Raw genomic sequence first — 24,338 nt, forward strand, 5'->3', positions numbered from 1 at the left:
CCCCTGCACCACCGGGCGCGGGCCGTGTCCTTTCCCGGGACTCGGTTCGCCTTCGGGGCGCCCCGGCCGGCGCCGCCGCGGCGGCCGCGCCCCTTCGGCTCACTCGCCCGGGGCCTCGGGCGGCACCACCGTCTTCTCCTCGGCGAAGTGGCAGGCGCTGTCGTGCGCCGCCGGGGAGTCCACGCCGCGGAAGACCGCGGGCACCGCCAGTGCCGGCACCTCCAGGGTGCAGCGTTCCTGGGCCTTCCAGCAGCGGGTGCGGAAGCGGCAGCCGGACGGCGGGTTGGCCGGCGACGGGACGTCGCCGGTGAGGATGATGCGCTCGCGGTGCTCGCGCGCCTCCGGGTCCGGCACCGGCACCGCCGACAGCAGCGCCTGCGTGTACGGGTGTGTCGGGTGCTCGTAGATCTGGGTGTCGTCGCCGGTCTCGACGATCCGCCCGAGGTACATCACCGCCACCCGGTCGGAGATGTGCCGGACGATGGACAGGTCGTGCGCGATGAAGACGTAGGAGAGGTCGAACTCGTCCTGCAGCTTCTCCATCAGGTTGACGACCTGCGCCTGCACGGAGACGTCCAGCGCCGAGACCGGCTCGTCGGCGATGATGACCTCGGGGCGCAGCGCCAGGCCGCGGGCGATGCCGATGCGCTGCCGCTGGCCGCCGGAGAACTGGTGCGGATAGCGGTTGACGTGCTCGGGGTTGAGGCCGACGACGTCCAGCAGCTCGCGCACCCGGCGGCGCCGGTCGCCCTTGGGCGCGACGTCCGGATGGATCTCGTACGGCTCGCCGACGATGTCGGCGACCGTCATGCGCGGGTTCAGCGAGGTGTACGGGTCCTGGAACACCATCTGGATGTTCCGGCGCACGGCCTTCAGGGCCCGGCCGGACAGCTTGGTGATGTCCTCGCCCTTGTAGAGGATCTGCCCCTTGGTGGGCCGCTCCAGGTGCACCAGCAGCCGGGCCACGGTGGACTTGCCGCAGCCGGACTCGCCGACGACGCCCAGGGTCTCGCCGCGGTACAGGTCGAGGTCCACGCCGTCGACCGCCTTCACGGCGCCGACCTGCCGCTTGAAGAGGATCCCCTGGGTGAGCGGGAAGTGCTTGTACAGCCCGCGCACCTGGAGCACGGGCTCACCGCTGGTGCTCACCGAGGCACTCCCTCCAGAAGTGGCAGGCGCTGCCCCGCCGGGCGCTGATCCGGTACAGCTCCGGCTCGTCGGTGGCGCACACGTCGCGGGCCAGCGGGCAGCGCGGATGGAAGGCGCAGCCGGTGGGGATGCGCAGCAGGTTCGGGGGCAGGCCCTTGATCGCGTAGAGCTCCTGGCCCTTCTGGTCCAGGCGCGGGATCGAGGCCAGCAGGCCCTTGGTGTACGGGTGCGCCGGGCGCTTGTAGATCTCGTGCACGGGCGCGGTCTCCACGATGCGCCCGGCGTACATCACCGCGATGTGGTCGGCGACGTCGGCGACCACGCCGAGGTCGTGCGTGATCAGGATCAGGCCCATGCCGTACTCGCGCTGCAGCTCCGCCAGGAGCTCCATGACCTGCGCCTGCACGGTGACGTCGAGCGCGGTGGTCGGCTCGTCGGCGATGATCAGCTCGGGCTCCAGCGCGAGCGCCATCGCGATCATGACGCGCTGGCGCATGCCGCCGGAGAACTGGTGCGGATACTGCCCGACGCGATCGCGTGCCGCGGGGATGCGCACCCGGTCCATCAGCTCCACCGCCCTGGCCCGGGCGTCCTTGCGGGACATCCCCCGGTGCACCCGGAACATCTCGCCGAGCTGCTCGCCCACGGTCAGCACCGGGTTGAGGGCGGACAGCGCGTCCTGGAAGATCATCGCCATCCTGGCCCCGCGCACCCTGCGGCGCTCCTCGGCGCCCATGGTGAGCAGGTCCTCGCCGCGGAAGAGGATCTCGCCGCGGGTGACGAACCCGGGCGGCGAGTCGAGAATGCCCATGATGGCCTGCGCGGTCACCGACTTGCCGGAGCCGGACTCGCCGAGCACGGCGAGCGTCTGGCGGGGGCGCACCGCGTAGGAGACCCCGTTGACGGCCCGGGCGACGCCGTCCCGGGTGCGGAACTCCACGTGCAGATCGCGTACGTCGAGCAGGGGCGGCTCGTCCCGGGCCGCGGTGGCCGTCGTCGCTCCTTCGTCCATCAGCGCAGCTTGGGGTCGAGGGCGTCGCGCACCGCGTCACCGAGCATGATGAACGCCAGCACCGTCACGCTCAGTGCCCCGGCCGGCCAGAGCAGCATGTGCGGGGCGTTGCGGATCTGGGTGGAGGCCTGGGAGATGTCGATGCCCCAGGAGACGGTGGGCGGTTTCAGCCCGACACCGAGGTACGACAGGGTGGCCTCCAGGGAGATGTAGGTGCCGAGCGCGATGGTCGCGACGACGATGACGGGCGCGACGGCGTTGGGCGCGATGTGCCGCAGCAGCACCCGGGTGTTGCCGGCACCGAGGGCGCGGGCGGCCTGGACGTAGTCGTTCTGCTTGGCGGTGATCACCGAGCCGCGGGCGATGCGGCCGATCTGCGGCCAGCCGAGCAGCACGATGAAGCCCACCACCGGCCAGACGGTGGTGCTGGTGACGACGGACAGGAAGACCAGTCCGCCGAGGACGATCGGGATGCCGAAGAAGATGTCGCTCACCCGTGAGAGCACCGCGTCCGCCCAGCTCCCGTGGTAGCCGGCGAGGCCGCCGAGCAGCGCGCCGAGCAGGGCGGCGCCGACGGTGGCGCAGACGCCGACGGTCACCGAGGCGCGCGCCCCGTGGACGACGCGGGTGTAGACGTCGCACCCCTGGGTGTCGAAGCCGAAGGGGTGGCCGGGCGCGGAGCCCTTCTGGGAGTTGTCCAGGTTGCAGCTGAGCGGGTTGCCGGAGGCGATGAGCCGCGGCCAGACGGAGATGACGACGAGGAAGAGGATGACCAGCGCGGCGATCACGAAGACCGGGTTGCGCCGCAGGTCCCGCCAGGCGTCCGACCACAGGCTGCGCGGCCGGTCCGCGCCGGGCCGGTCGGTGGGGACGGCCGGTGCCGTGCCGGGGCCGGGCGCCCGTTCCAGGCTGCGCGCCTCGTCCTGGCCCAGTCCCATGGCGGCCCCCGTCCCGCCGGCCGGCTCCACGGCCTCGTCGGGGTGGTTGCGCGGCTCAGGCATAGCGGATCCTCGGGTCGAGGACGGCGTAGAGGAGGTCGACCAGCAGGTTCGCGAGGAGGAAGACGATGACCAGGATGGTCACGAAGCCCACCACGGTGGCCGAGTCCAGCCGCAGGATGCCCTGGTAGAGCTGGTAGCCCACGCCGTGGATGTTGAAGATGCGCTCGGTGACGATGGCCCCTCCCATCAGCGCCCCGATGTCGGTGCCGATGAAGGTGACCACCGGGATGAGGGAGTTGCGCAGCAGGTGACGGGTGATCACCCGGCGGCGCGGCAGCCCCTTGGCGACGGCGGTCCTGACGTAGTCGGCGCGGAGGTTCTCCACGACGGAGGTGCGGGTGAGCCGGGTGACGTAGGCGAGGGAGGTCAGGGCCAGCACGAGCGCCGGCACGATCAGCTCGTCGAACCGGGCCTCGGAGGAGACCGAGGGCGCGATGAGGTTCCACTTGACGCCGAGCAGGTACTGCAGCACGTAGCCGGTGACGAAGGTCGGCACGGAGATGACGACGAGGGTGCCGAGCAGCGTCGCGGTGTCCGCGGGACGGCCGCGGCGCAGCCCGGTGAGCACACCGAGGGTGATGCCGATGACGATCTCGAAGAGGATCGCGAGGACCGTCAGCCGCAGCGTGACGGGCAGGGCGGAGGCCAGCAGCTCGGTGACCGGCCGGCCGTTCCAGGCGACCCCGAAGTCGCCCCGGAAGATCTGCCCCATGTAGTGCAGGTACTGCTGCCACAGCGGGTGGTCCAGGTACAGGTCGTGGCGGATCTGCGCGGCCGTGGCGGGGTCGCAGGCGCGGTCACCGCAGCGGGCCTGGACCGGGTCGCCGAGCGCGTACACCATGACGAAGATCAGCACGGTGGTGCCGGCGAAGACCGGGATCATCTGCAGCAGACGGCGGATGACGTACCGTCCCATGGACGTCAGCCGACCTTGATCTGGTTGAAGACGGGGACGCTGAAGGGGTTGAGGGCGACGCGCGAGAGCCGCTGCGACCAGCCCGCGCTGCCGTTCTGGTACCACAGGGCGATCGCCGGGACCTGCTGCGGCAGGATCCGCTCGGCCTGCTTGAAGGTGTCGACGGCCTTGGCACGGTCGCTCTCGGCGTTCGCCCGGTCGATCAGCCGGTCGAAGCGGGGGTCGCTGAAGTGGGCGTCGTTGGACGAGGCGCCGGTGTAGTACAGCGGCTGCAGGAAGTTCTGGATCAGCGGGTAGTCCATCTGCCAGCCGGCCCGGAACGGGTTCTTCATCTGCCGGCCCACGATCTGGTTGCGGAAGTCGGCGAAGGTGCCGACGGGGTCGCCGACGCAGGCGTCGTCCTTGCCCAGCGCGTTGTTGATGCTGTTGCAGACCGCGTCGACCCAGTCCCGGTGGGAGCCGCTGTCCGCGTTGTACGTGATCCTCATGGTGCCGCCGGGGAGGCCGCCGCCCTCCTTGACCAGCTGCCTGGCCCGGGCCGGGTCGTACTCGCAGACCCGGCCGCAGAGGGTGTCGTCGAAGCCGCCCTCCGCGCCGAGCACGGGTGAGGTCCAGTCCCGCGCCGGGATGCGGGTGTTCTGGAAGATCTGCCGGGTGATCTGCTTGCGGTTGATCGCCATGGAGATGCCCTGGCGGAGCTTCTCGGAGTCCTCGCCCGACCAGGCCTTGTCGTAGAGCGGGAAGGCGAGGGTCTGGATGATGCCGGCCGGGGTGTTGAGGTAGCGGCCGTCCAGGTCGGCCCGCACGTTCTTCAACTGGGCGGCGGGGACGTCGTCGACCAGGTCGAGGTTGCCGGCCTGCAGGTCGGTGTAGGCGGTGTTGTTGTCCGTGTAGACCTTGAGGTCCACGCCGCCGTTGACGGCCGCGTCGCCGCCCTTGTACCCGTCCCACGCGCGCAACTGCATGCCCTGGCCCTTGGTGTAGGACTCGACGCGGTACGGGCCGTTGCCGACGGGCTTCCTCAGCCAGGCGGCGTGGTCGGTGAAGAAGACCCGCGGCAGGGGCATGAAGGCGGCGTAGCCGAGGGTGTCGGGCCAGGTGGAGAACTTCTGGTTGAGCTCGACGGTGAAGTTCAGGTCGTCCTGCCGGGTCAGGCCGGAGAGCTTCTGGGCGACCGGCTTCCCGGACTCCGGATGGACCTTGTCGTAGCCCTCGACGTAGCGGAAGAAGGACGCGTTGACCTGCTTGTTCGTCACGAGCGCCGCGTAGTTCCAGGCGTCGACGAACGAAGCGGAGGTGACCTTCTCGCCGTTGCCGAAGGTCCAGCCGTCCTTGAGCCTGACCTTGAACGTCCGCTGGTCCGTGGTCTCGATCGAGTCGGCGATGACGTTCTCCGCGGCCGCCGTCCTCGGGTTGTACTTCTTCAGGCCGCGGAAGATCATGTCCAGCACCTTGCCGCCCTGCACCTCATTGGTGTTGGCGGGCTCCAGCGGATTCTGCGGATCGGTCCACGAGGCGCTGAGCACCCCGGAGCCGTCCGTCGCGCCGCCGCCGTCCCCACCTCCGCAGCCCGTCGCCACCAGGGCGGCCACGGCCGCGCCGACGGCCCACCTCGCCGCGCTCCGTCGCATCGGATGCCTCCTCGGGAAGCTCTACGCCATGAAGGACACAAGGATCACCATGACATCGCAAACCCTGACATATTGCACAGCGGCTCACCGGCCCGCGGGCCACCCCCGAGGAGGACAGAGGGTTTTCCCTATGCGCCGGGCAGTCAATAGGGGACATCCCGATAGTCGGGTTAAATTTCGACCAAAATAATAAAGGATCCATCACGACGAACCGACGCTCGTTGACGCGGCCATAATTCGGTTGCGAAAGTCCCATCAACTGTTCAAGCCCGGCCGGAATACGCACGACCTGCGCAGACGGCCGGGTGCAAATGTTTCGGCCGTGCTACACCACTATGTCAGAAGCGGCCGGCGAAGAAAGTTCAATCTTGTTATTCGTTCGAACGAACCGACTGAGAGTGTGAGCCGTGGGCCGTTACCTGCTGCGCCGACTGATCAACTACGTGGCGCTGGTTCTCATCGCGGCTTCCCTCACGTACTTCCTGGCGGCGATCAGCCTCAACCCGCGGGCCAACTTCGCGGGCCGCAACCCCCCGGTGGCGGCCTCCTCGGTGACGGCCACCCTCAACGACTACAACCTCAACCCCGACACCCCGGTCGTGGTCCGCTTCGCCCGCTGGGCGAACGGCGTGGCCCACGGGGACCTCGGACGGACCGTCACCGGCGGTGAGGTCAACGACGAGTTCGGCCGGCGCGTCGGGGTGAGCACGCGCCTGCTGCTGATCGCCACCATCCTGGGTTCCATCGGCGGCGTCCTGCTGGGCGCCTGGGGGGCCATCAGGCAGTACCGGACATCGGACCGGGTCACCACACTGGCCTCGTTCTTCGTCCTGGCCATGCCGGTGTTCGTGATCGCGGTGACCTTCAAGCTCTGGGCGATCGACATCAACGACGCCGTCGGGCACAAGGTCATCGAGTACACCGGTGAGTACGATCCCGGCCTGACCGGGACCGGGGAGATCCTCCTCAGTCGGCTGCAGCACCTGCTGCTGCCCAGCCTGACCCTGATCGTCATCCAGGTCGCCCTCTACAGCCGCTACCAGCGCAGCACCATGCTGGACGTCCTCGGCAGCGACTTCCTGCGCACCGCCCGGGCCAAGGGCCTGTCGCGGCGGGCGGCGCTGATGAAGCACGGGCTGCGCACCGCCGTCCTCCCGGTGGTCCCGCTGCTGGTCTACAACGTCGTCCTGCTCTTCACCGGTGCGACCTTCACCGAGAAGATCTACGGCTGGCACGGCATGGGCGAGTGGCTGGTCAACTCCATCAGCACGAACGACGTCAACGCGGTCGCCGCCGTCGGCATGTTCACCGCGTCCGTGGTCCTGATCGCCGGCCTGCTGTCCGATGTGCTCTACGCGGCGCTCGATCCCCGCGTACGGGTGCGCTGAGACCCACCGCACCCCTCCGCCGCCCCGATCCCGCGTTACCAGGAGCCTCCACCCATGGCCGTCCAGACCCCCTCCGTACAGCCTCCGGCGCAAGTGCCCGCCGCGCCCGGCGACCAGCCCGCCAAGCGCCGCGCGAGCAGCAGGCTCCGGCTCACCGCCGTCCGCTTCGCGCGCAACCGCATGGCCCTGTTCGGGCTGGTCATGCTGGTCCTGCTCTTCCTGATGGCCTACGTCTCACCGCTGTTCTACAAGTGGGACTACACCGAGCTCGACTTCACCGCCTTCCAGAAGCCGCCCTCGGGCGAGCACTGGTTCGGCACCGACCAGACGGGCTCCGACCTCTTCGCGCTCACCGCGCGCGGCATGCAGAAGTCGCTGGTCATCGGCATCCTGACCGGCCTCATCTGCACGTTCGTCGCCGCCGCGGTCGGCGCCAGCGCCGGCTACTTCGGCGGTTGGACGGACCGCTCCCTGATGTGGCTGGTCGACCTGCTGCTGGTGATGCCCAGCTTCCTGATCATCGCGGTGCTGTCGCCCCTGTTCCAGGGCACGACCTGGCTGGTGTTCGTGGTGCTGCTGGCGGCGTTCAGCTGGATGATCACCGGCCGGGTGGTCCGCAGCATGACGCTCACCCTGAAGGACCGTGAATTCGTCAAGGCCGCCAAGTACATGGGCGTGCCCGCGCCGGTCATCATCTTCCGGCACATCCTGCCCTCGATGGCCTCGATGCTGATCATCGACGGGACGATCCAGGTCGGCGCGGCGATCATCGGCGAGACCAGCCTGTCGTACTTCGGCTTCGGCGTGCAGTCCCCCGACGTCTCGCTGGGCACGGTCATCGCCACCGGCACCCCGGCGGCCCCGTCCTTCCCGTGGCTGTTCTACTTCCCGGCCGGCTGCCTGGTGCTGATCTGCCTGTCCATCGCCTTCATCGGCGACGGCCTGCGCGACGCCCTCGACCCCAACTCCAGCGGCGCCAAGGCCCGCGCACCCCGCACCACCAAGAAGAGCACGTCCCAGGAAGGACGCACGTCGTGAGCGAGACGCCCCCCGCCCTTGAGGTCACCGACCTCCACGTCTCCTTCCCGAGCGAGGCCGGGCCGGTCAGGGCCGTGCGCGGCGTGTCCTTCTCCGTGCGTCCCGGCGAGGTCCTCGGCATCGTCGGCGAGTCCGGCTCCGGCAAGTCCGTCTCCTCCCTCGCGGTCCTCGGGCTGCTCCCGGAGACCGCGGACATCAAGGGCTCGGTCAAGCTCCACGGCCGCGAGCTGCTGGAGCTGGACGACCGGGACATGACGGAGATCCGCGGCAAGGACATCGCCATGGTCTTCCAGGACCCGTTGTCCGCGCTGACCCCGGTGTACTCCGTCGGCGACCAGATCGTCGAGGCGCTGCGGATCCACCAGGACCTGGACAAGGCGCAGGCCCGCAAGCGCGCGATCGAGCTGCTGGACCTGGTGGGCATCCCGGACCCGGCGCGGCGCGCCGACGCCTTCCCGCACGAGTTCTCCGGCGGCATGCGCCAGCGCGCGATGATCGCCATGGCGATCGCCAACGACCCCGAGGTGATCATCGCCGACGAGCCGACGACCGCCCTGGACGTGACCATCCAGGCGCAGATCCTGGACGTCCTGAAGAAGGCCCAGGAGGTCACCGGCGCCGCCATCGTCATGATCACCCACGACCTGGGCGTGGTGGCCGGCTTCGCCGACCGGGTGCAGGTGATGTACGCGGGCCGCCCGGTCGAGACCGGGACCGTGGACGACGTCTACTACAGCCCGCGCATGCCGTACACCATCGGCCTGCTCGGCTCGATCCCCCGGCTCGACGACGGCGGGCGCCACGCGCTCACCCCGATCGACGGCAATCCGCCCTCGCTGGTGGACCTGCCGACCGGCTGCCCCTTCGCGGCCCGCTGCCCCATCGCCATCGACGTGTGCCGGCGCATCGAGCCCGAGCTGACGGTGCGCGAGGGGGGCAACCACCCCACGGCCTGCCACCGCAGCCACGAGCTGGTGGCGGGCGGCTCCCTGGACCCCGCGACCATCTACCCGGTTCCGCCGCTGCCCAAGGCCCCGGCCGACTCCGTGCCCCGCGCGGACCGCGCCCCGGTGCTGGAGGTCGACGGGCTGGTCAAGCACTTCCCGCTGCTCCACGGCGCGGTCGTCAAGCGCAAGGTCGGCGAGGTCCGCGCGGTCGACGGCATCAGCTTCGACATCCGCGAGGGCGAGACGCTCGGCCTGGTGGGCGAGTCGGGCTGCGGCAAGACCACGACACTGCTGGAGATCCTCGACCTGCCCTCCGGGCAGTCCGGCACGGTCACCGTCTTCGGCAAGGACATCCGGGGCCTGAAGGGCGCCGACCGCAAGGCGCTCCGCCGCGACCTGCAGGTGGTCTTCCAGGACCCGATGGCCGCGCTCGACCCGCGGATGCCGGTCGGCGACATCCTCGCCGAGCCCCTGAAGACCCACGGCTGGTCCCGGGACCGGATCGCCGCCCGGGTACCGGAACTGCTGGGCCAGGTCGGCCTCGACCCGGACCACGTGGACCGCTTCCCGGCGGAGTTCTCCGGCGGCCAGCGGCAGCGCATCAGCATCGCGCGGGCGCTGGCGCTGGAGCCCAAGCTGGTCGTCCTGGACGAGCCGGTGTCGGCGCTGGACGTCTCCATCCAGGCCGGTGTGCTCAACCTGCTGGACGAGCTCAAGGTACGCATGAACCTGAGCTACCTCTTCGTGGCGCACGACCTGTCCGTCGTACGGCACATCGCCGACCGGATCGCCGTGATGTACCTCGGCAGGATCGTCGAACTCGGCTCCGCCGAGGCCGTCTTCGAGGCGCCCTCCCACCCGTACACCCAGGCGCTGCTCTCCGCGGTGCCGCTGCCCGATCCCCGCAAGGAGCGCGAACGCAGGCGCATCCTGCTCACCGGCGACCTTCCCAGCCCAGCGGACGTGCCGACCGGCTGCCGATTCCGCAACCGCTGCCCGAAGTTCGCCTCCCTTGACGAGTCCGACCGCGGCCGGTGCCGCGAGGAGGACCCGGCACCGACCGGACTGGCGGGCGACCACACCGCGGCCTGCCACTTCGCCGCCGCCGTCACCGTCGTGTGATTTCCCACCCCGCAAGAGGAGAGAGAGTCCGTTGAACAGAACACGTATGTCCGTCGCCGTGGTGGCGCTGGCCACAGCGAGCGCGCTGACCCTGACCGCGTGCGGCGGCGGAGACGGGAAGAGCGACGCCGGGTCCAAGAAGAACTCGGTGCCCAAGTCCAGCGTCAACAACATCAAGGCCACCGACCGCGACCAGCTCAAGCAGGGCGGCACCCTGAACTGGCCGATCGGCGAGATCGCCGAGAACTTCAACTACAACCAGATCGACGGCACCCTGGCCGACGGCTTCGACGTCGAGCGCGCCGTGATGCCGATCGTCATGATGTCGGACGCCACCGGCACGGTGACCCCGAACCCGGACTACCTGACCTCGGCGGAGGCCTCCGACAGCTCCGGCAAGCAGGTCGTCACCTACAAGATCAACCCCAAGGCCAAGTGGTCCGACGGCACCCCGCTGTCCTGGAAGGACTTCGAGGCCAGCTGGAAGGCGCTGAACGGCAAGGACGCCAAGTACAAGATCTCCTCCAGCACCGGCTACGAGCTGATCAGCGGCATCGCCAAGGGCGCGAACGACCAGGAGGCCGTGGTCACCTTCTCCAGTCCCTTCGGTGACTGGAAGAGCCTGTTCAGCCCGCTGTACCCGGCCAAGGTCATCGGCACCCCGGACGGCTTCAACACCGGCTACCTGGGCAAGTTCCCGGTCACCGCGGGCGCCTTCAAGTTCCAGGGCATCGACAAGACCACCAAGACCCTGACCGTCGTGCGCGACGACAGCTGGTGGGGCAACAAGGCCATCCTGGACAAGATCATCTACCGCGCCCTGGACGCGGACGCCACCGCCGGCGCCTTCGCCAACGGCGAGGTCGACTTCTTCAGCGTCGGCCCCGACCCGGCCGGCTACAAGCAGGCCCAGCAGGTCAAGGGCGCCGACCTCCGCAAGGCGGCCGGCCCCAACTACCGCCACGTCACCTTCAACGGCGCCCGCGGCCCGCTGAAGGACGTCAAGGTCCGCCAGGCCATCATGTCCGCCCTGAACCGGCAGGCCATCGCCGAGTCCGACCTGCAGGGCCTGGACTGGGACGCCAAGCCGCTGAACAACCACTTCTTCGTCACCAACCAGAAGGGCTACAAGGACAACTCCGCCGGCATCGGCGTCTTCGACCAGGCCAAGGCCAAGAGCCTGCTGGACGAGGCCGGCTGGAAGCAGGGCGGCGAGTTCCGCACCAAGGGCGGCAAGACCCTGGAGCTGGACTTCGTCATCCCGGCGAACGTCAGCACCTCCGCCAACGAGGGCAAGCTGATGCAGCCGATGCTCAAGGCGGTCGGCATCAAGATGAACATCAAGTCGGTGCCGCTGCAGGAGTTCTTCGACAAGTACGTCAACACCGGCAGCTTCGACCTGACCGCCTTCTCCTGGCTCGGCACGCCCTTCCCGGTGTCGTCGACCAAGTCGATCTACGCCAAGCCCGTGGGCGACAACATCCAGCAGAACTACACCGGCGTGGGCAGCGACGAGCTGGACGCGGCCATGAACAAGGCCGCCGCGGCCACCGACCCGGCCCAGGCGATCACCGACGCCAACGCCTCCGACCTGCTGATCTGGCAGCAGGCCAACCTGCTCCCGCTGTACCAGCGTCCCGACATCTACGCGGTGAAGAAGAACCTGGTCAACATCGGCGCCTTCGGCTTCCAGGACCTGCGCTACGAGAACATCGGCTACCTGAAGTAGTCCGCGCCGGCTCCCGGCACCCCGTCCGCCCCGTCACCACCCGGTGACGGGGCGGACCCCTTTGCCCGCGCGGCGGATGCCGCCGTCGCCGACGGGACGTGCGCCCTGGCGACGCGGGGGCGCCCCGGTGGCCGGCCACCGCTCGCCCGGCCGGGACGGCGGTCCCGTACGGGCGGGAACGCCCGAGGGGCGCCCGCGCGGTGTCCGCGCGGGCGCCCCTCGTGGGTGGTGCGGGTGGTGCTCAGTTCACCGCGTGGACGACGTCCTTCTCCTCGGCGAAGTGGCACGCCGACTCGTGCGCGGCCGGGGTGGCGGCGTCCTTGAAGCGCTGCGGGATCGCCAGCAGCGGCTCCTCGGTGGCGCACCGGTCCTGGGCCTTCCAGCAGCGGGTGCGGAAGCGGCAGCCGGACGGCGGGTTGGCCGGCGACGGGACGTCGCCGGTGAGGATGATGCGCTCGCGGTGCTCGCGCGCCTCCGGGTCCGGCACCGGCACCGCCGACAGCAGCGCCTGCGTGTACGGGTGGGTCGGGTGCTCGTAGATCTGGGTGTCGGTACCGATCTCGGCCATCTTGCCCAGGTACATCACACCGACGCGGTCGGAGATGTGCCGGACGATCGACAGGTCGTGCGCGATGAAGATGTAGGAGAGGTTGAACTCGTCCTGCAACTTCTCCATCAGGTTGATGACCTGCGCCTGCACGGAGACGTCCAGCGCCGAGACCGGCTCGTCGCAGATGATGATCTCCGGGTTGAGCGCCAGGCCGCGGGCGATGCCGATGCGCTGCCGCTGGCCGCCGGAGAACTGGTGCGGGTACCGGTTGATGTACTCCGGGTTGAGGCCGACGACGTCCAGCAGCTCCTGCACCCTGCGGCGCCGGTCGCCCTTGGGCGCGACGTCCGGGTGGATCTCGAAGGTCTCGCCGATGATGTCGCCGACCGTCATGCGCGGGTTCAGCGAGGTGTACGGGTCCTGGAACACCATCTGGATGTTCCGGCGCACGGCCTTCAGGGCCCGGCCGGACAGCTTGGTGATGTCCTGGCCCTTGTAGAAGACCTCGCCGGCGGTGGCCCGCTCCAGGTTCATCAGCAGCTTGGCGACGGTGGACTTGCCGCAGCCGGACTCGCCCACGATGCCCAGGGTCTCGCCCTGGTACAGGTCGAAGGAGACCCCGTCGACCGCCTTGACGGCGCCGACGTGCTTCTTGAACAGGATGCCCTGGGTCAGCGGGAAGTGCTTGACCAGGTTGCGCACCTGGAGGATCGGCTCACCGCGCTCGACGGGGCGCTCGATCGCCGCTTCGACGACCTCGGCCACCGTCGGGTCGCTCGTGGTGACGTCAGCCATGGATCGTCTCCTTCCAGAAGTGGCACGCGCTGCCGCGGCCCGGCAGCTCGCCGCCGTCCCGCTCGGTCACGGGGACCAGGGCGGGCACCTCGGTGCGGCAGATGTCCTGCGCCATCTCGCAGCGCGGGTTGAACGCGCAGCCGGAGGGGGTACGCAGCAGGTTGGGCGGCAGGCCCTTGATCGCGTAGAGCTCCTGGCCCTTCTGGTCCAGGCGCGGGATCGAGGCCAGCAGACCCTTGGTGTACGGGTGCGCCGGGCGCTTGTAGATCTCGTGCACGGGCGCGGTCTCCACGATGCGCCCGGCGTACATCACGGCGATCTTGTCGGCGACGTCGGCGACCACGCCGAGGTCGTGGGTGATCAGGATCAGACCCATGTTGTACTCGCGCTGGAGCTCCGCGAGCAGGTCCATGACCTGGGCCTGCACCGTCACGTCGAGCGCGGTGGTCGGCTCGTCCGCGATGATCAGGTCGGGCTCCAGGGCGAGCGCCATCGCGATCATGATGCGCTGGCGCATGCCGCCGGAGAACTGGTGGGGGTAGTCGTCCACCCGCTGCTTGGCGGCCGGGATGCGCACGCGGTCCATCAGCTCGATGGACTTGGCCTTCGCCGCCTTGCGGGAGAGCCCCTGGTGGACGCGGAACATCTCACCCAGCTGGTAGCCGACGCTCAGCACCGGGTTCAGCGAGGACAGCGCGTCCTGGAAGATCATGGCGATCTTCCGGCCGCGGATCTTGCGGCGCTCCTCGGAGGACATCTTGAGCATGTCCCGGCCCTGGAAGAGGATCTCGCCCTGCGGGATCCGGCCAGGAGGCATGTCGAGGATGCCCATGATCGCCTGCGCGGTCACGGACTTGCCCGAACCGGACTCGCCCAGAACCGCCAGGGTCTCGCCCGCGTCGACGGTGTAGTTCACACCGTTGACGGCCTTGGCGACACCGTCCCGGGTGTGGAACTCCACGTGCAGGTCTCGGACCTCGAGCAGCGGAGAACCGCTGCCCTCGGCGCGCCGGGGAGCCGGCACGCCCTCCGTCATGTCGATGGTGGTCATGTACGCCCTCCTCAGCGCAGCTTGGGGTCGAAGGCGTCGCGGACCGCGTCGCCGAGCATGATGAACGCCAGCACCGTGAGGCTGAGCGCGCCGGCCGGGAAGAGCAGCGCGTGCGGCGCGGACAGGAACCGGTTCTGCACGTCGCTGATCATCAGACCCCAGGAGATGTTCGGGGCCTGGATGCCGATGCCGAGGTAGGACAGCGCGGCCTCGGCCGCGATGTAGACGCCCAGGTTCATCGTCGTGATGACGATGACCGGTGCCAGCGCGTTCGGCAGGATGTGCCGGAAGGCGATGCGCTTGCTGTCCGCACCCAGCGCCCTGGCGGCGCTGACGTAGTCGTTGTGCTTGTTGGAGATGACCTCACCGCGCATGATGCGGTAGACCTGCGGCCAGCCGAGGACCGCCAGCACCAGGGAGACCGTCCACACGTTGCCCGTCGCGAACAGCGACGTGATCAGCAGACCACCGATGAGCAGCGGGACGGCGAAGAAGACCTCGGTCAGGCGGGAGAGGACCGTGTCCAGCCAGCCGCCCTGGAGGCCGGCGATCATGCCCAGCGCGCAGCCGACCAGCGAGGTCAGCAGCGTGGTGACCACACCCACGACGATCGAGTTCCGGGTGCCCCACACGGTACGGGTGTAGATGTCGCAGCCCTGCAGGTCGTAGCCGAACAGGTGGCCCGAGGAGGGCCGGTCCAGCGAGTGCTGCAGCTGGCAGAAGCCGTCGACGAACGGGCTGCGCGAGGTGAACAGGCCCGGCGCGACGGCGAGCGCCAGCAGGCACAGGATGATGACGCCCGAGATGATGAACATCGGGTTCTTGCGCAGGTCGGTCCAGCCGTCGCTGAGCAGGCTGGCCGCGCGCGCCGGCTTCTCCTCCGCCGCGGCGATCGGCTCGCCGGGCATCCCGTCCTTGGCCGGGATGGACTTGTCGATGGTCTGGTCACTCATAGCGGATCCTCGGGTCGAGCACGGCGTAGAGAATGTCGACGAGCAGGTTGGCCCCCAGGTAGATCACGACCAGCAGGGTCACCAGTCCGACCACCACGGGCCGCTCGCGCAGGTACACCGACTGGGCCAGCTGCCCTCCGATGCCCGGGAGGTTGAAGATCCGCTCGGTGATGATCGCGCCACCCATCAGCGCGCCGAGGTCCATGCCCAGGAACGTGATGACGGGGATCAGCGAGTTGCGCAGCGCGTGCATCCCGATGACCCGGCGGCGGGGCAGGCCCTTCGCCACGGCCGTACGCACGTAGTCGGCGCGGACCGACTCCATCATGCTGGCGCGGGTCAGGCGCGTGATGTACGCCATCGACGTCGAGGCGAGCACGAGGCCGGGCAGGATGTAGCTGGTGGGCCAGCCCTCGTCCTTGCCGGAGATCGGGAAGAGGTCCAGGTGCACGCCGAGCTCGAGCTGCAGCACGCTACCGAGCACGAAGACCGGGATCGAGATCAGCAGCAGGGTGCTGAGCAGCACCAGCTGGTCCAGGAACTTGCCCTTGCGCAGCGCCGTGAGCACACCCGCCAGGATGCCGACGACGGCCTCGATGACGAAGGCGGTGATCGCCAGCTGCAGCGTGACCGGGAAGCGCTCGGAGACGATCTCGGAGATCGGCCGGCCGGTGTAGGTGGTGCCCAGATCGCCGGTGAACAGACCCTTGATGTAGTACCAGTACTGCACGTACCAGGGATCGTTCAGGTGGTACTGATCTCTCAGGATCGCGGCGATGTTCGGGTCGGCGCGCTTCTCGCCCGCCAATGCCTGGATCGGGTCGCCGTGAAGGGCGAAGACCAGGACATAGATGATCAACGTGACGCCTATCAATACAGGGATCGCCTGCAAGAAACGGCGCGCGACGTATCGGCCCATCGGTTCTCCAGAAGGGGTGCTGACCCGCCCGCCGCCGGACGGCTGGGAGGGGGCGGCGGGACGGACGCGGACGCGGACAGGGTGGGCCAGGGGAAACCCTTCGGTTCCCCCTGCCCCACCCCTGTCAGCCCGCTACATCAAGGGCTAGCTCGCTCAGGCGAGCTTGACGGTGTCCCACAGGACGTTGCCACCGGCGATCTTCACGGCGGACAGCTTGTCGCTGTAGCCGGCGTTCAGCTTGTAGAAGTACACCGGGATGTACGGCATCTCCTTGAGGAGGATGTCGTCGGCCGCGTGGTATTCCTTCTGCGCGTCGGCGTCCGTGGCCGCCTTGTCACCCGCCGCGAGGAGCTTCTCGAACTCGGGGTTGGTGTAGCCCGCGTAGTTGGAGCCGTTGGCGATGGCGTCCTTGGAGAAGATCGGGCGGAGGTAGTTCTCCATGTTCGGGTAGTCCATGTTCCAACCCATACGGAAGCCGCCGCTGTACTTCTTGGCGTCCAGGTCGTTCAGGATGGTCTGGAACTGCTCGAACGGCTTGGCCGTGACCTTGATGCCCAGGTTGGTCTGGATCTGGTTGGCGACAGCCTCGATCCACGCCTTGTGGTCACCGTCGGCGTTGTAGCCGATCTCCAGGGTGTCGCCCGGGAGGCCGCCGCTCTCCTGGTAGAGCTTCTTGGCCTCGGTCGGGTTCAGGGTGCAGGCGTCGCCGCAGGCGCCCTGGCGGTAACCCGGGATGATCGGGCTGATGAAGTCGTCGGCGGGCATGCGCGAGCCGAGGAAGATCTTGTCGGCGATCGTCTTGCGGTCGATCGACATCGAGATGGCCTTGCGCAGGTCCGGGTTCTGGAAGGCCTTGTTGTACTTCAGCGGGAAGCCGATGTAGCCCACACCCGAGTCGGACTCGTCGATCGCGCGGTCGCCGAGGTCCTGCTTGTAGGTCGCCAGACCCGAGGTCGGGATGCTGTCATCGATGTCGATGCTGCCACCCTGCAGGTCACGGTAGGCCGTGTCCGCGTTCGAGTAGACCTTGAAGTTGATGCCCTTGACGGCGTACTTCGAGGCCTCGGGGAACTTGTCGAACTTGACGACGCTGATCGACTCGTTGTGCTTGACCTTGCCCTTCATCTCGTAAGGGCCGTTGCCGATCGGAGCCTCGCCGAAGCCCTTGGGGTCCTTGAAGAAGGCCTCGGGCAGCGGGAAGAACGCGTTGAAGGACAGCTGGGCCTTGAACGCGGAGAACGGCGCGGTCAGCGTGACCTTCAGGGTCGAGTCGTCGACGGCCTGGAGACCGGACAGCTTGTCCGTCTTCGGCTTCTTGCCCTCGCCCGGGTTCAGGTCCGCGTAGCCGTCGATGTGCGAGAACAGCGCGTTGGTCTGCTGCGCGTTGTCCTGGTTGGCGCCGTAGTTCCAGGCGTCGACGAAGGACTTCGCGGTCACCTTCTCACCGTTGTGGAAGGTGTAGCCCGGCTTGAGCTTGATCGTCCAGACCTTGGAGTCCGTCGTCTCGATGGACTGCGCCATGTCGTCGACGATCTTGTTGTCGGCGTCAAGCTTGGTGAGCCCGACGAAGAGGGCGTGGACGACCTCGCCACCCTCGGTCTCGTAGGTGTTCGAGGGGACGAGACCGTTCTGCGGCTCGCCAATCTCCATCGACACAATGCCGTCCGACTTGCTGCTGCTGCCGCCGGCATTGTCCTTGCCACCACCGCAAGCAGTTGCGGCCATGGCGACGATGATCGCGCCTGCGACCCAGGTGGCGCTCTTGGCACCGCGCATGGGTTTGCCTCCTCATGAGTTCACTGTTCTTACGTGAAAGGTGACTGGCGTCACTGACACCCCTGACAGTGATACCGGTCACCTGTGCTCGTGAGTCGGCGCTCCCCATAAGCGCTTGGACCCATTGACCCGAGCTCAACGGCTCCAACTATCGGTCACGTTGGGCCTACGAACCACACACTTACGATCTCGTTTTGGTCACAACCGGTCCAAAACAATCCCGCAATTCGGACATTTGGATTGTAGACAGACACCGACGAAACGGACTTGTAACACAAGCATCGGTGAACGCCGTCCTGTATCCGGACGTCGCCGGACTGAAATCCGGTTGCCCGCAAAGCGCGTAGATTCCACGCGAATGTACGTGCCTGACGGGCCGACAGGGAACGAACTGTCGCGCCCACGCCACTGGCGCAACCGCGACAGATCGCCACCCCCGCCCCGAACCGCGCGCAGCGCCCGCACCATCGGTGAGTTCGGTCACACGGGCGGGGAAATGTCCCGTTCGATGTGACCTGATTCATGGAATCGGACACGCGAAGCGGCCGATCCCCACACATCCCGTCACTCTCCGCATCACCGGCGGACAACACGGGAATTCCCTTCCCGAGGCGCCGAGCACCCTCCGGAACGTCCGGAGAACGGCCGAGCCGCCCCCGGGTGCTGCCGGGGGCGGCCCGTCGGTGCGGCAAGGGGTCCGTCAGGCGGCACGGACCCCGGCCCTCAGGACCTGCAGTACTTCTTCTTCACCGCGTACGCGAGGGTGCTCTTGCCGGGCTTGGCGGTGCAGCGCACCCCGCCGTCGACCTCGAGGGTCCAGCTCTGGGTCTTTCCGTACTGCCCTGTCTTGACCCACTTCGTGCCGCGGTCGCAGCGCCAGTAGGTGTAGTACCCGGACACCTTCCTCGTGCCCGAGTAGATGATGTAGTCGCCGTCCTTCGTGAACTTGTAGGACACCGACACGGAGCTTTCCCGGGTGTGCTCGCCGCTCAGCTGCAGTTCGAGGTCGACGTGCTCCTCGATGCTGGCGATGGCGATGTTGGCGCCCACCTTCGCGCCCACCGTCGCCTTCACCGAGGCGGCGACCTTGGTGATCTTCTTGGCCGTGTAGGTCCGGGACGCCGTGCCGCCCGTGTAGTTCTCGATCTGGGCCTTGTGGGTCACCACCCACTGCTTGGAGACGTCGGTCCAGGTGAACCTGTGCTTGCCCGGGTTGCAGATGGGTTCCGCGGCGCCCGCGGAGCCGGCCGGTACGGCCGCCAGCAGCGAGCCGGCGAGTGCCGCGAGGGCGAGGGCCGAGCGTATCTTCATGGTGTTTCTCCCCGTCGTGTGCGTCCCACCGCCCCCTGCGGAGCGCGGGACGCCGTCGCCGAACGAAGTCGGCCGGTCACGGACGATACAAACAGCCGTGACGGACGGGGGTCGTGGACTTGAGGGAGATCTGAGGGGCGGCCGTGACGCGTGGGTCCTCCGCCCGTCCGCCGCGCTCACCCCATGGGAACGCCCGGCGGCCCGTGGGGACGGACGGCCGGGCGTTGCCCTCGGTGCGACTCAGCGCTTGGCGCGGGAGGCGGTGCGGCCGCGCTCCTTCTGGTCCAGGACGACCTTGCGGATGCGGACGGTCTCCGGGGTCACCTCGACGCACTCGTCGTCACGGCAGAACTCCAGCGACTGCTCCAGGGAGAGCTTGCGCGGCGGGACGATCGCCTCGAACGAGTCGGCCGACGAGGACCGCATGTTCGTGAGCTTCTTCTCCTTGGTGATGTTGACGTCCATGTCGTCGGAGCGGGAGTTCTCGCCGACGATCATGCCCTCGTACACCTCGGTGCCCGGATCGGTGAAGAGCACACCGCGCTCCTGGAGGTTCGTCATCGCGAAGGCGGTGACGGCACCGGCACGGTCGGCGACCAGCGAGCCGTTGTTGCGGGTCACCAGCTGGCCGAACCACGGCTCGTGGCCCTCGTGGATCGAGTGGGCGATGCCCGTGCCGCGCGTTCCGGTCAGGAACTCGGTACGGAAGCCGATCAGACCGCGCGAGGGCACGACGAACTCCATGCGGACCCAGCCGGAGCCGTGGTTGGACATGTTGTCCATCCGGCCCTTGCGGGTGCCCATGAGCTGCGTCACGGCGCCCATGTGCTCCTCGGGCACGTCGATCGTGATGCGCTCGACCGGCTCGTGGACCTTGCCCTCGACCTCGCGGGTGACCACCTGCGGCTTGCCGACGGTCAGCTCGAAGCCCTCACGACGCATCTGCTCGACCAGGATGGCGAGCGCCAGCTCACCGCGGCCCTGCACCTCCCAGGCGTCCGGACGCTCGGTGTCGAGCACCCGGAGGGAGACGTTACCGATCAGCTCGCGGTCGAGACGGTCCTTGACCTGGCGAGCGGTGACCTTGCGGTCCTTGACCGCGGACTTGACGGCCCCCTTGCCGCCGGGACCGCGGCCGACCAGCGGGGAGGTGTTGGTGCCGATGGTCATGGAGATCGCGGGCTCGTCCACCGTGATCAGCGGAAGCGCGATCGGGTTCTCCGGGTCGGCCAACGTCTCGCCGATGGTGATCTCCGGGATACCCGCGACGGCGCAGATGTCACCCGGGCCGGCCTTCTCGGCGGGCTTGCGGGTGAGCGCCTCGGTCATCAGCAGCTCGGTGATGCGGACGTTGGCGATCGAACCGTCACGCTTGATCCAGGCGACCGTCTGGCCCTTCTTGAGCTCGCCCTGCTCGACGCGGAGCAGCGCGATACGGCCCAGGAAGTTGTCGGCGTCCAGGTTGGTGACGTGCGCCTGGAGCGGCGCGGCCTCGTCGTACACCGGGGCCGGGACGTGCGCCAGCAGGGTGGAGAAGAAGGGCTCCAGGCTGTCGCTGTCGGCCGGGACGGTGCCGTTCTCCGGCTTGGTCAGCGAGGCCACACCGTCACGCGCGCAGGCGTAGACGATCGGGAACTCGATCTGGTCCTCGTCCGCGTCCAGGTCCAGGAACAGGTCGTACGTCTCGTTGACGACCTCGTCGATCCGGGAGTCCGGGCGGTCGGTCTTGTTGATGCAGAGGATGACCGGCAGCTTCGCGGACAGCGCCTTGCGCAGCACGAAGCGGGTCTGCGGCAGCGGGCCCTCGGAGGCGTCCACCAGCAGCACGACCGCGTCGACCATCGACAGACCGCGCTCGACCTCGCCACCGAAGTCGGCGTGGCCGGGGGTGTCGATGATGTTGATCGTGATGGGGTCGCCGCCACCCTTGGGGTGGTACTTCACGGCCGTGTTCTTCGCGAGAATGGTGATGCCCTTCTCGCGCTCCAGGTCGTTGGAGTCCATCATCCGGTCGTCCAGATGCTGGTGCGCGGCGAAGGCTCCGGCCTGCTTGAGCATGGCGTCGACCAGCGTCGTCTTGCCGTGGTCGACGTGGGCGACGATGGCGACATTACGAATGTCGTTGCGCGTGGGCATACTGGGGCGCTTCTCCCGGGTTGGTGGGTGTGGCGGCATACCCTCCTCGGCACACCTGCCGCCGGGCGAGTCGAGCCGCGGCCTCACCCCATGGTACGGGGCCCGGGCTGCGACGACCGCCCGGGCATGATCGTCCGGCCTCCGGCCACGGCCTGTGGGCCCGCGCCCGGCGCGAGTGCCAGGGCCGTCGGCTCGCCCGCCTCGACGGCTCTCGCGTCCGTCCACCGCACGAATCGTCCCGCGCCGGGCACCTTTCGGTCCGGTTCGCCTCCTCGTATCCGGCGCGCCGGCCACTGTCCGGTGAACGCCGGGTCACCGGGCTCGTCGCCGGGCAGCGCTCTCCCCTCTCTACCGGGGCGGGGGAAAGCGGTACGTCCCTGCGGGGAGCGCGAGCCCCGGCCATGACGGAGGTCACAGGCGTGTGCACGGCGCACACGACCGGGGCCGCGACGAACGGCGTCACGGCCCCGGCCCCGATCCGGCGCCCCACGGCGCTCCCCTTACTTCCTGAAGCCGATGTCCTGGAATCGCGGCGTCGCGAAGCCGAAGGCGCCCGCGTTGAGGACGTCCTTGCGCAGGGCGACCAGCTCGGGGCGCTGGTAGAGGGGGATGGAGCCGGCGGTCGACCAGATGCGGGCGTCGGCGCGGGCGGCGTAGTCGCGGGCCTTGGCCGGGTCGAGCTCGCCGGCGGCCTGGTCGAAGAGCTGGTCGATGAGGTCGGTGCCGACCCGGGGGTAGTTCTGCTCGACGACCAGGGAGCCGTCCGGCGCGGGCTCGGGCTTGGCGAAGATCGGGCGGGTGTCGGTCGCCGGGAAGGGGGTGCCGGGCCAGCCGTAGAGGGCGAGGTCGAAGTCGCCGGCCGCGACGTGGTCGCGGAAGAAGCTGTCGTCGGCGACCCGCTGCAGCTCGGTGCGGACGCCGATGCCCGAGAGCATGGTGGCGATGCGGTCGCCGACCGTGTTCAGGGTCGCCGAGGACTTGGGCAGGACGAAGCGCAGCGTCAGCGCCTTGCCGTTCTTGCGCAGCACCGTCTTCGCCGGTTCGACGACGCTGACCTCGACCTTGTGCGCGGGCGCCGCCTGGTTGCGCTCCGCGGCCCCGGCGCCGCTGCCGGACGCTCCCCCGGAACCTGGGTCCAGGGCGGTGCGCTGCCAGCCCGCGGCGTCCAGCATGGCGCGCGCGGCCTTGGTGTCGGAGGTGCCCAGAGCGGAGCTGTGGTCGGCGTACCCGGACTGGGTGAGCAGCAGCAGATGGTTGCCGAGCGGTTCGTCGGGCAGGCCGAGCGGCCCCAGCACCGACTTGGCGATGGCCCGCCGGTCCACCGCGCGGGCCACGGCGTGCCGCACCTCCTCGTCGGCGAGCGGCCCGGTGGAGCCGTTGAGCGCGAGCTGTGTGTAGGAGGCGGCGCGCGTCCGGTAGACCGCCACGTGTTTGCCGCTCACGTCGCGGTCGACCTCCGCCACGTCCAGCGCGCCGGAGGTCAGGTCGGCGGCACGCTGGTGCGCGGGCGTGGCGGCGAGGACCAGCTGCGACAGCTTGGCGCGGTCGCCCCACCACTTGGTGTTGCGGACCAGCGTGACGGACTTGCCGCTCGCGCTGCGCACGGAGAAGGGTCCGCCGGCCACCTTCAGCTCGCGGCGCGCCCCCTCGTTGAAGGCCTTGGCGGTGCCGGTGACGGCCTTGGGGTAGAGCGGGGTGAACAGCGACTGCCAGTCCGCGTACCGCTTCCCGAAGGTGACCTTCACCTCGTGCGCGTCCTTGCCGGCCGTGACCGAGGAGATCCGGTCGTACCCGGCGTTGCGCGCGGTCCAGTACGCGTCGTCGGCGCCGCGCAGCGCCTTCCACTGGGCGGTGAAGTCGGCGGCGCCGATCGGGCGGCCGTCGCTCCAGACCGCCTTGGGGTTCAGCCGGTACGACACGACCTGCTGCGGCTCGGTGCGCACCACCTTCGCCGACCGCAGCAGGTCGGTGTCCATCTGCGGGCGGCCCTGGCCGTCCAGCCGGAAGGCGGCCGGCAACGTGGCCCCGGCGACCAGGGAGGTGGTCTCGTTCGCCCCGGCCTGGAACGCGTTCAGGGTGCCGGGGGCCGCGTCCACGGCCCAGCGCAGGGTGCCTCCGTCGCGTACCCCGTCCCGGGGCGCCGAGGCGAGGTCGGTCCCTGCGAGGGGGTCGTCCTTGCCGGCCGTGCACCCGGCGGAGGCGGCGACCACGGCGGCGAGTGCCACGGCGGTCGCGGAGCGGATCAAGGTGGCGCTGCGGGCCATGCGTGCGTACCTCCGCGAGGGAGCCATGATCACGGGGCGGTCTATTTGCCGCTTATCGCACCTACTGAAAGCCATTCCGCGACCGGGACGCCCTCGACACGTCGCGTGCCCCCGCCCTCCCACCCGCCCGGCGCAACGCCTCCGCGGGCTCCTGCCCCCGTGCACCGGAGACCCCCCGCACGGGTGCGCGGCCTTCGGGGGAATCACGCGCCACGGCGCGTTCGCACCGGGCGCGCGCCACCCGTAGGTGGGAGAATCCCTGCAGATCTCTTCCCAAGCGCGACTGTGACGCGCGACACTCGCTTGGCGCCAGCGTCGTGCACCCGCAACGTGGCGGAGGTGAGGACAGCCATGTCCCTGCAGGACGAACTTGCTTCGGTACAGCGCCGGCTGGATGAACTGGGCCGGGCCGTGTCCAAGCTGGAGCAGCACGTCGGCGACAGCCTCGACATGAGGCGTGTGCGAGCCGACACCAAGCACCTCAGCGACGATCTCGCGCTGCTGCGCGACAGCGTCGGCACCACCCCGGCCGGGCAGAAGCCGCGGCAGGAGATGGTGACGATCCCGGATACGCCGTACGACCCCAGTCTCTGGTCCGGCGCGGAAGACGAAGGGCTGGGGGCGCCGGACCGCCGAGCGCCCTAGGGAGT

18 protein-coding genes are annotated in these 24,338 nt (G+C 69.1%); 5 read left to right on the forward strand and 13 right to left on the reverse strand.

What is annotated here, in order from left to right; genetic code table 11:
- Positions 1-99 precede the first annotated feature (99 nt).
- The 5 genes from OIE69_RS16065 to OIE69_RS16085 are packed head-to-tail and all read right to left on the reverse strand — an operon-like array spanning position 100 to position 5,709.
- Positions 100-1,149 carry an ABC transporter ATP-binding protein gene (locus tag OIE69_RS16065; protein WP_326572610.1) on the reverse strand — a complete coding sequence of 350 codons (1,050 nt, stop codon included), beginning with the start codon at positions 1,147-1,149 and terminating at the stop codon, positions 100-102.
- A complete protein-coding gene (locus OIE69_RS16070; protein WP_326572611.1) occupies positions 1,133-2,161 on the reverse strand; it encodes an ABC transporter ATP-binding protein in 1,029 nt (342 codons plus the stop codon). Before OIE69_RS16070 ends, OIE69_RS16065 begins: the two co-directional genes overlap by 17 nt.
- The gene (locus OIE69_RS16075) at positions 2,161-3,162 is read right to left on the reverse strand and encodes an ABC transporter permease (protein WP_326572612.1); all 1,002 of its coding nucleotides are present in this window, start codon (positions 3,160-3,162) and stop codon (positions 2,161-2,163) included. Before OIE69_RS16075 ends, OIE69_RS16070 begins: the two co-directional genes overlap by 1 nt.
- The gene (locus tag OIE69_RS16080) at positions 3,155-4,078 is read right to left on the reverse strand and encodes an ABC transporter permease (RefSeq protein WP_326572613.1); all 924 of its coding nucleotides are present in this window, start codon (positions 4,076-4,078) and stop codon (positions 3,155-3,157) included. The genes OIE69_RS16075 and OIE69_RS16080 overlap by 8 nt, the downstream gene beginning before the upstream one ends.
- 5 nt (positions 4,079-4,083) lie before the next feature.
- Positions 4,084-5,709, reverse strand: coding sequence for a peptide ABC transporter substrate-binding protein (locus OIE69_RS16085; protein WP_326572614.1), 1,626 nt, complete (start codon positions 5,707-5,709; stop codon positions 4,084-4,086).
- Positions 5,710-6,116: 407 nt separating this feature from the next.
- On the opposite strand from OIE69_RS16085, the gene OIE69_RS16090 reads away from it, so the two are divergent.
- From OIE69_RS16090 to OIE69_RS16105, 4 genes are read left to right on the forward strand one after another with little or no spacing between them, the layout of a single operon-like run.
- Positions 6,117-7,097: an ABC transporter permease gene (locus tag OIE69_RS16090; RefSeq protein WP_326572615.1), complete on the forward strand. Its 981-nt coding sequence runs from the start codon at positions 6,117-6,119 to the stop codon at positions 7,095-7,097.
- Positions 7,098-7,151: 54 nt separating this feature from the next.
- A complete protein-coding gene (locus OIE69_RS16095; protein ID WP_326572616.1) occupies positions 7,152-8,135 on the forward strand; it encodes an ABC transporter permease in 984 nt (327 codons plus the stop codon).
- Positions 8,132-10,204, forward strand: a complete 2,073-nt coding sequence (locus tag OIE69_RS16100) for an ABC transporter ATP-binding protein (protein ID WP_326572617.1) — start codon at positions 8,132-8,134, stop codon at positions 10,202-10,204. Before OIE69_RS16095 ends, OIE69_RS16100 begins: the two co-directional genes overlap by 4 nt.
- A 31-nt stretch (positions 10,205-10,235) precedes the next feature.
- A complete protein-coding gene (locus tag OIE69_RS16105) occupies positions 10,236-11,933 on the forward strand; it encodes an ABC transporter family substrate-binding protein (protein WP_326572618.1) in 1,698 nt (565 codons plus the stop codon).
- 241 nt (positions 11,934-12,174) lie between these two features.
- Here OIE69_RS16105 and OIE69_RS16110 read toward each other — a convergent pair whose 3' ends face one another.
- From OIE69_RS16110 to OIE69_RS16145, 8 genes are all read right to left on the reverse strand, one after another.
- Positions 12,175-13,278 (reverse strand): ABC transporter ATP-binding protein, encoded by a 1,104-nt coding sequence (locus tag OIE69_RS16110; RefSeq protein ID WP_326572619.1) that lies wholly within the window; start codon positions 13,276-13,278, stop codon positions 12,175-12,177.
- Positions 13,271-14,329 (reverse strand): ABC transporter ATP-binding protein, encoded by a 1,059-nt coding sequence (locus OIE69_RS16115; protein ID WP_326572620.1) that lies wholly within the window; start codon positions 14,327-14,329, stop codon positions 13,271-13,273. Before OIE69_RS16115 ends, OIE69_RS16110 begins: the two co-directional genes overlap by 8 nt.
- A gap of 11 nt (positions 14,330-14,340) precedes the next feature.
- Positions 14,341-15,282, reverse strand: a complete 942-nt coding sequence (locus OIE69_RS16120; protein WP_326572621.1) for an ABC transporter permease — start codon at positions 15,280-15,282, stop codon at positions 14,341-14,343.
- A complete protein-coding gene (locus tag OIE69_RS16125; protein ID WP_326572622.1) occupies positions 15,275-16,201 on the reverse strand; it encodes an ABC transporter permease in 927 nt (308 codons plus the stop codon). Before OIE69_RS16125 ends, OIE69_RS16120 begins: the two co-directional genes overlap by 8 nt.
- A 153-nt stretch (positions 16,202-16,354) precedes the next feature.
- Entirely contained in the window at positions 16,355-17,977 is a 1,623-nt protein-coding gene (locus OIE69_RS16130) for a peptide ABC transporter substrate-binding protein (protein ID WP_326572623.1), read from the reverse strand.
- 723 nt (positions 17,978-18,700) lie between these two features.
- Positions 18,701-19,288, reverse strand: coding sequence for a hypothetical protein (locus OIE69_RS16135; RefSeq protein ID WP_326572624.1), 588 nt, complete (start codon positions 19,286-19,288; stop codon positions 18,701-18,703).
- 240 nt (positions 19,289-19,528) lie between these two features.
- Complete coding sequence (gene typA, locus OIE69_RS16140; protein WP_326572625.1) at positions 19,529-21,424, reverse strand: translational GTPase TypA; 1,896 nt, start codon at positions 21,422-21,424, stop codon at positions 19,529-19,531.
- A gap of 500 nt (positions 21,425-21,924) precedes the next feature.
- The gene (locus OIE69_RS16145; protein WP_326572626.1) at positions 21,925-23,688 is read right to left on the reverse strand and encodes an ABC transporter family substrate-binding protein; all 1,764 of its coding nucleotides are present in this window, start codon (positions 23,686-23,688) and stop codon (positions 21,925-21,927) included.
- A gap of 351 nt (positions 23,689-24,039) precedes the next feature.
- Between OIE69_RS16145 and OIE69_RS16150 the strand changes: the two genes are divergently transcribed.
- The gene (locus OIE69_RS16150) at positions 24,040-24,333 is read left to right on the forward strand and encodes a hypothetical protein (RefSeq protein ID WP_018561431.1); all 294 of its coding nucleotides are present in this window, start codon (positions 24,040-24,042) and stop codon (positions 24,331-24,333) included.
- Positions 24,334-24,338 lie beyond the last annotated feature (5 nt).

It is taken from the genome of Actinacidiphila glaucinigra, assembly GCF_035918135.1.
Lineage (GTDB): Bacteria > Actinomycetota > Actinomycetes > Streptomycetales > Streptomycetaceae > Actinacidiphila > Actinacidiphila glaucinigra.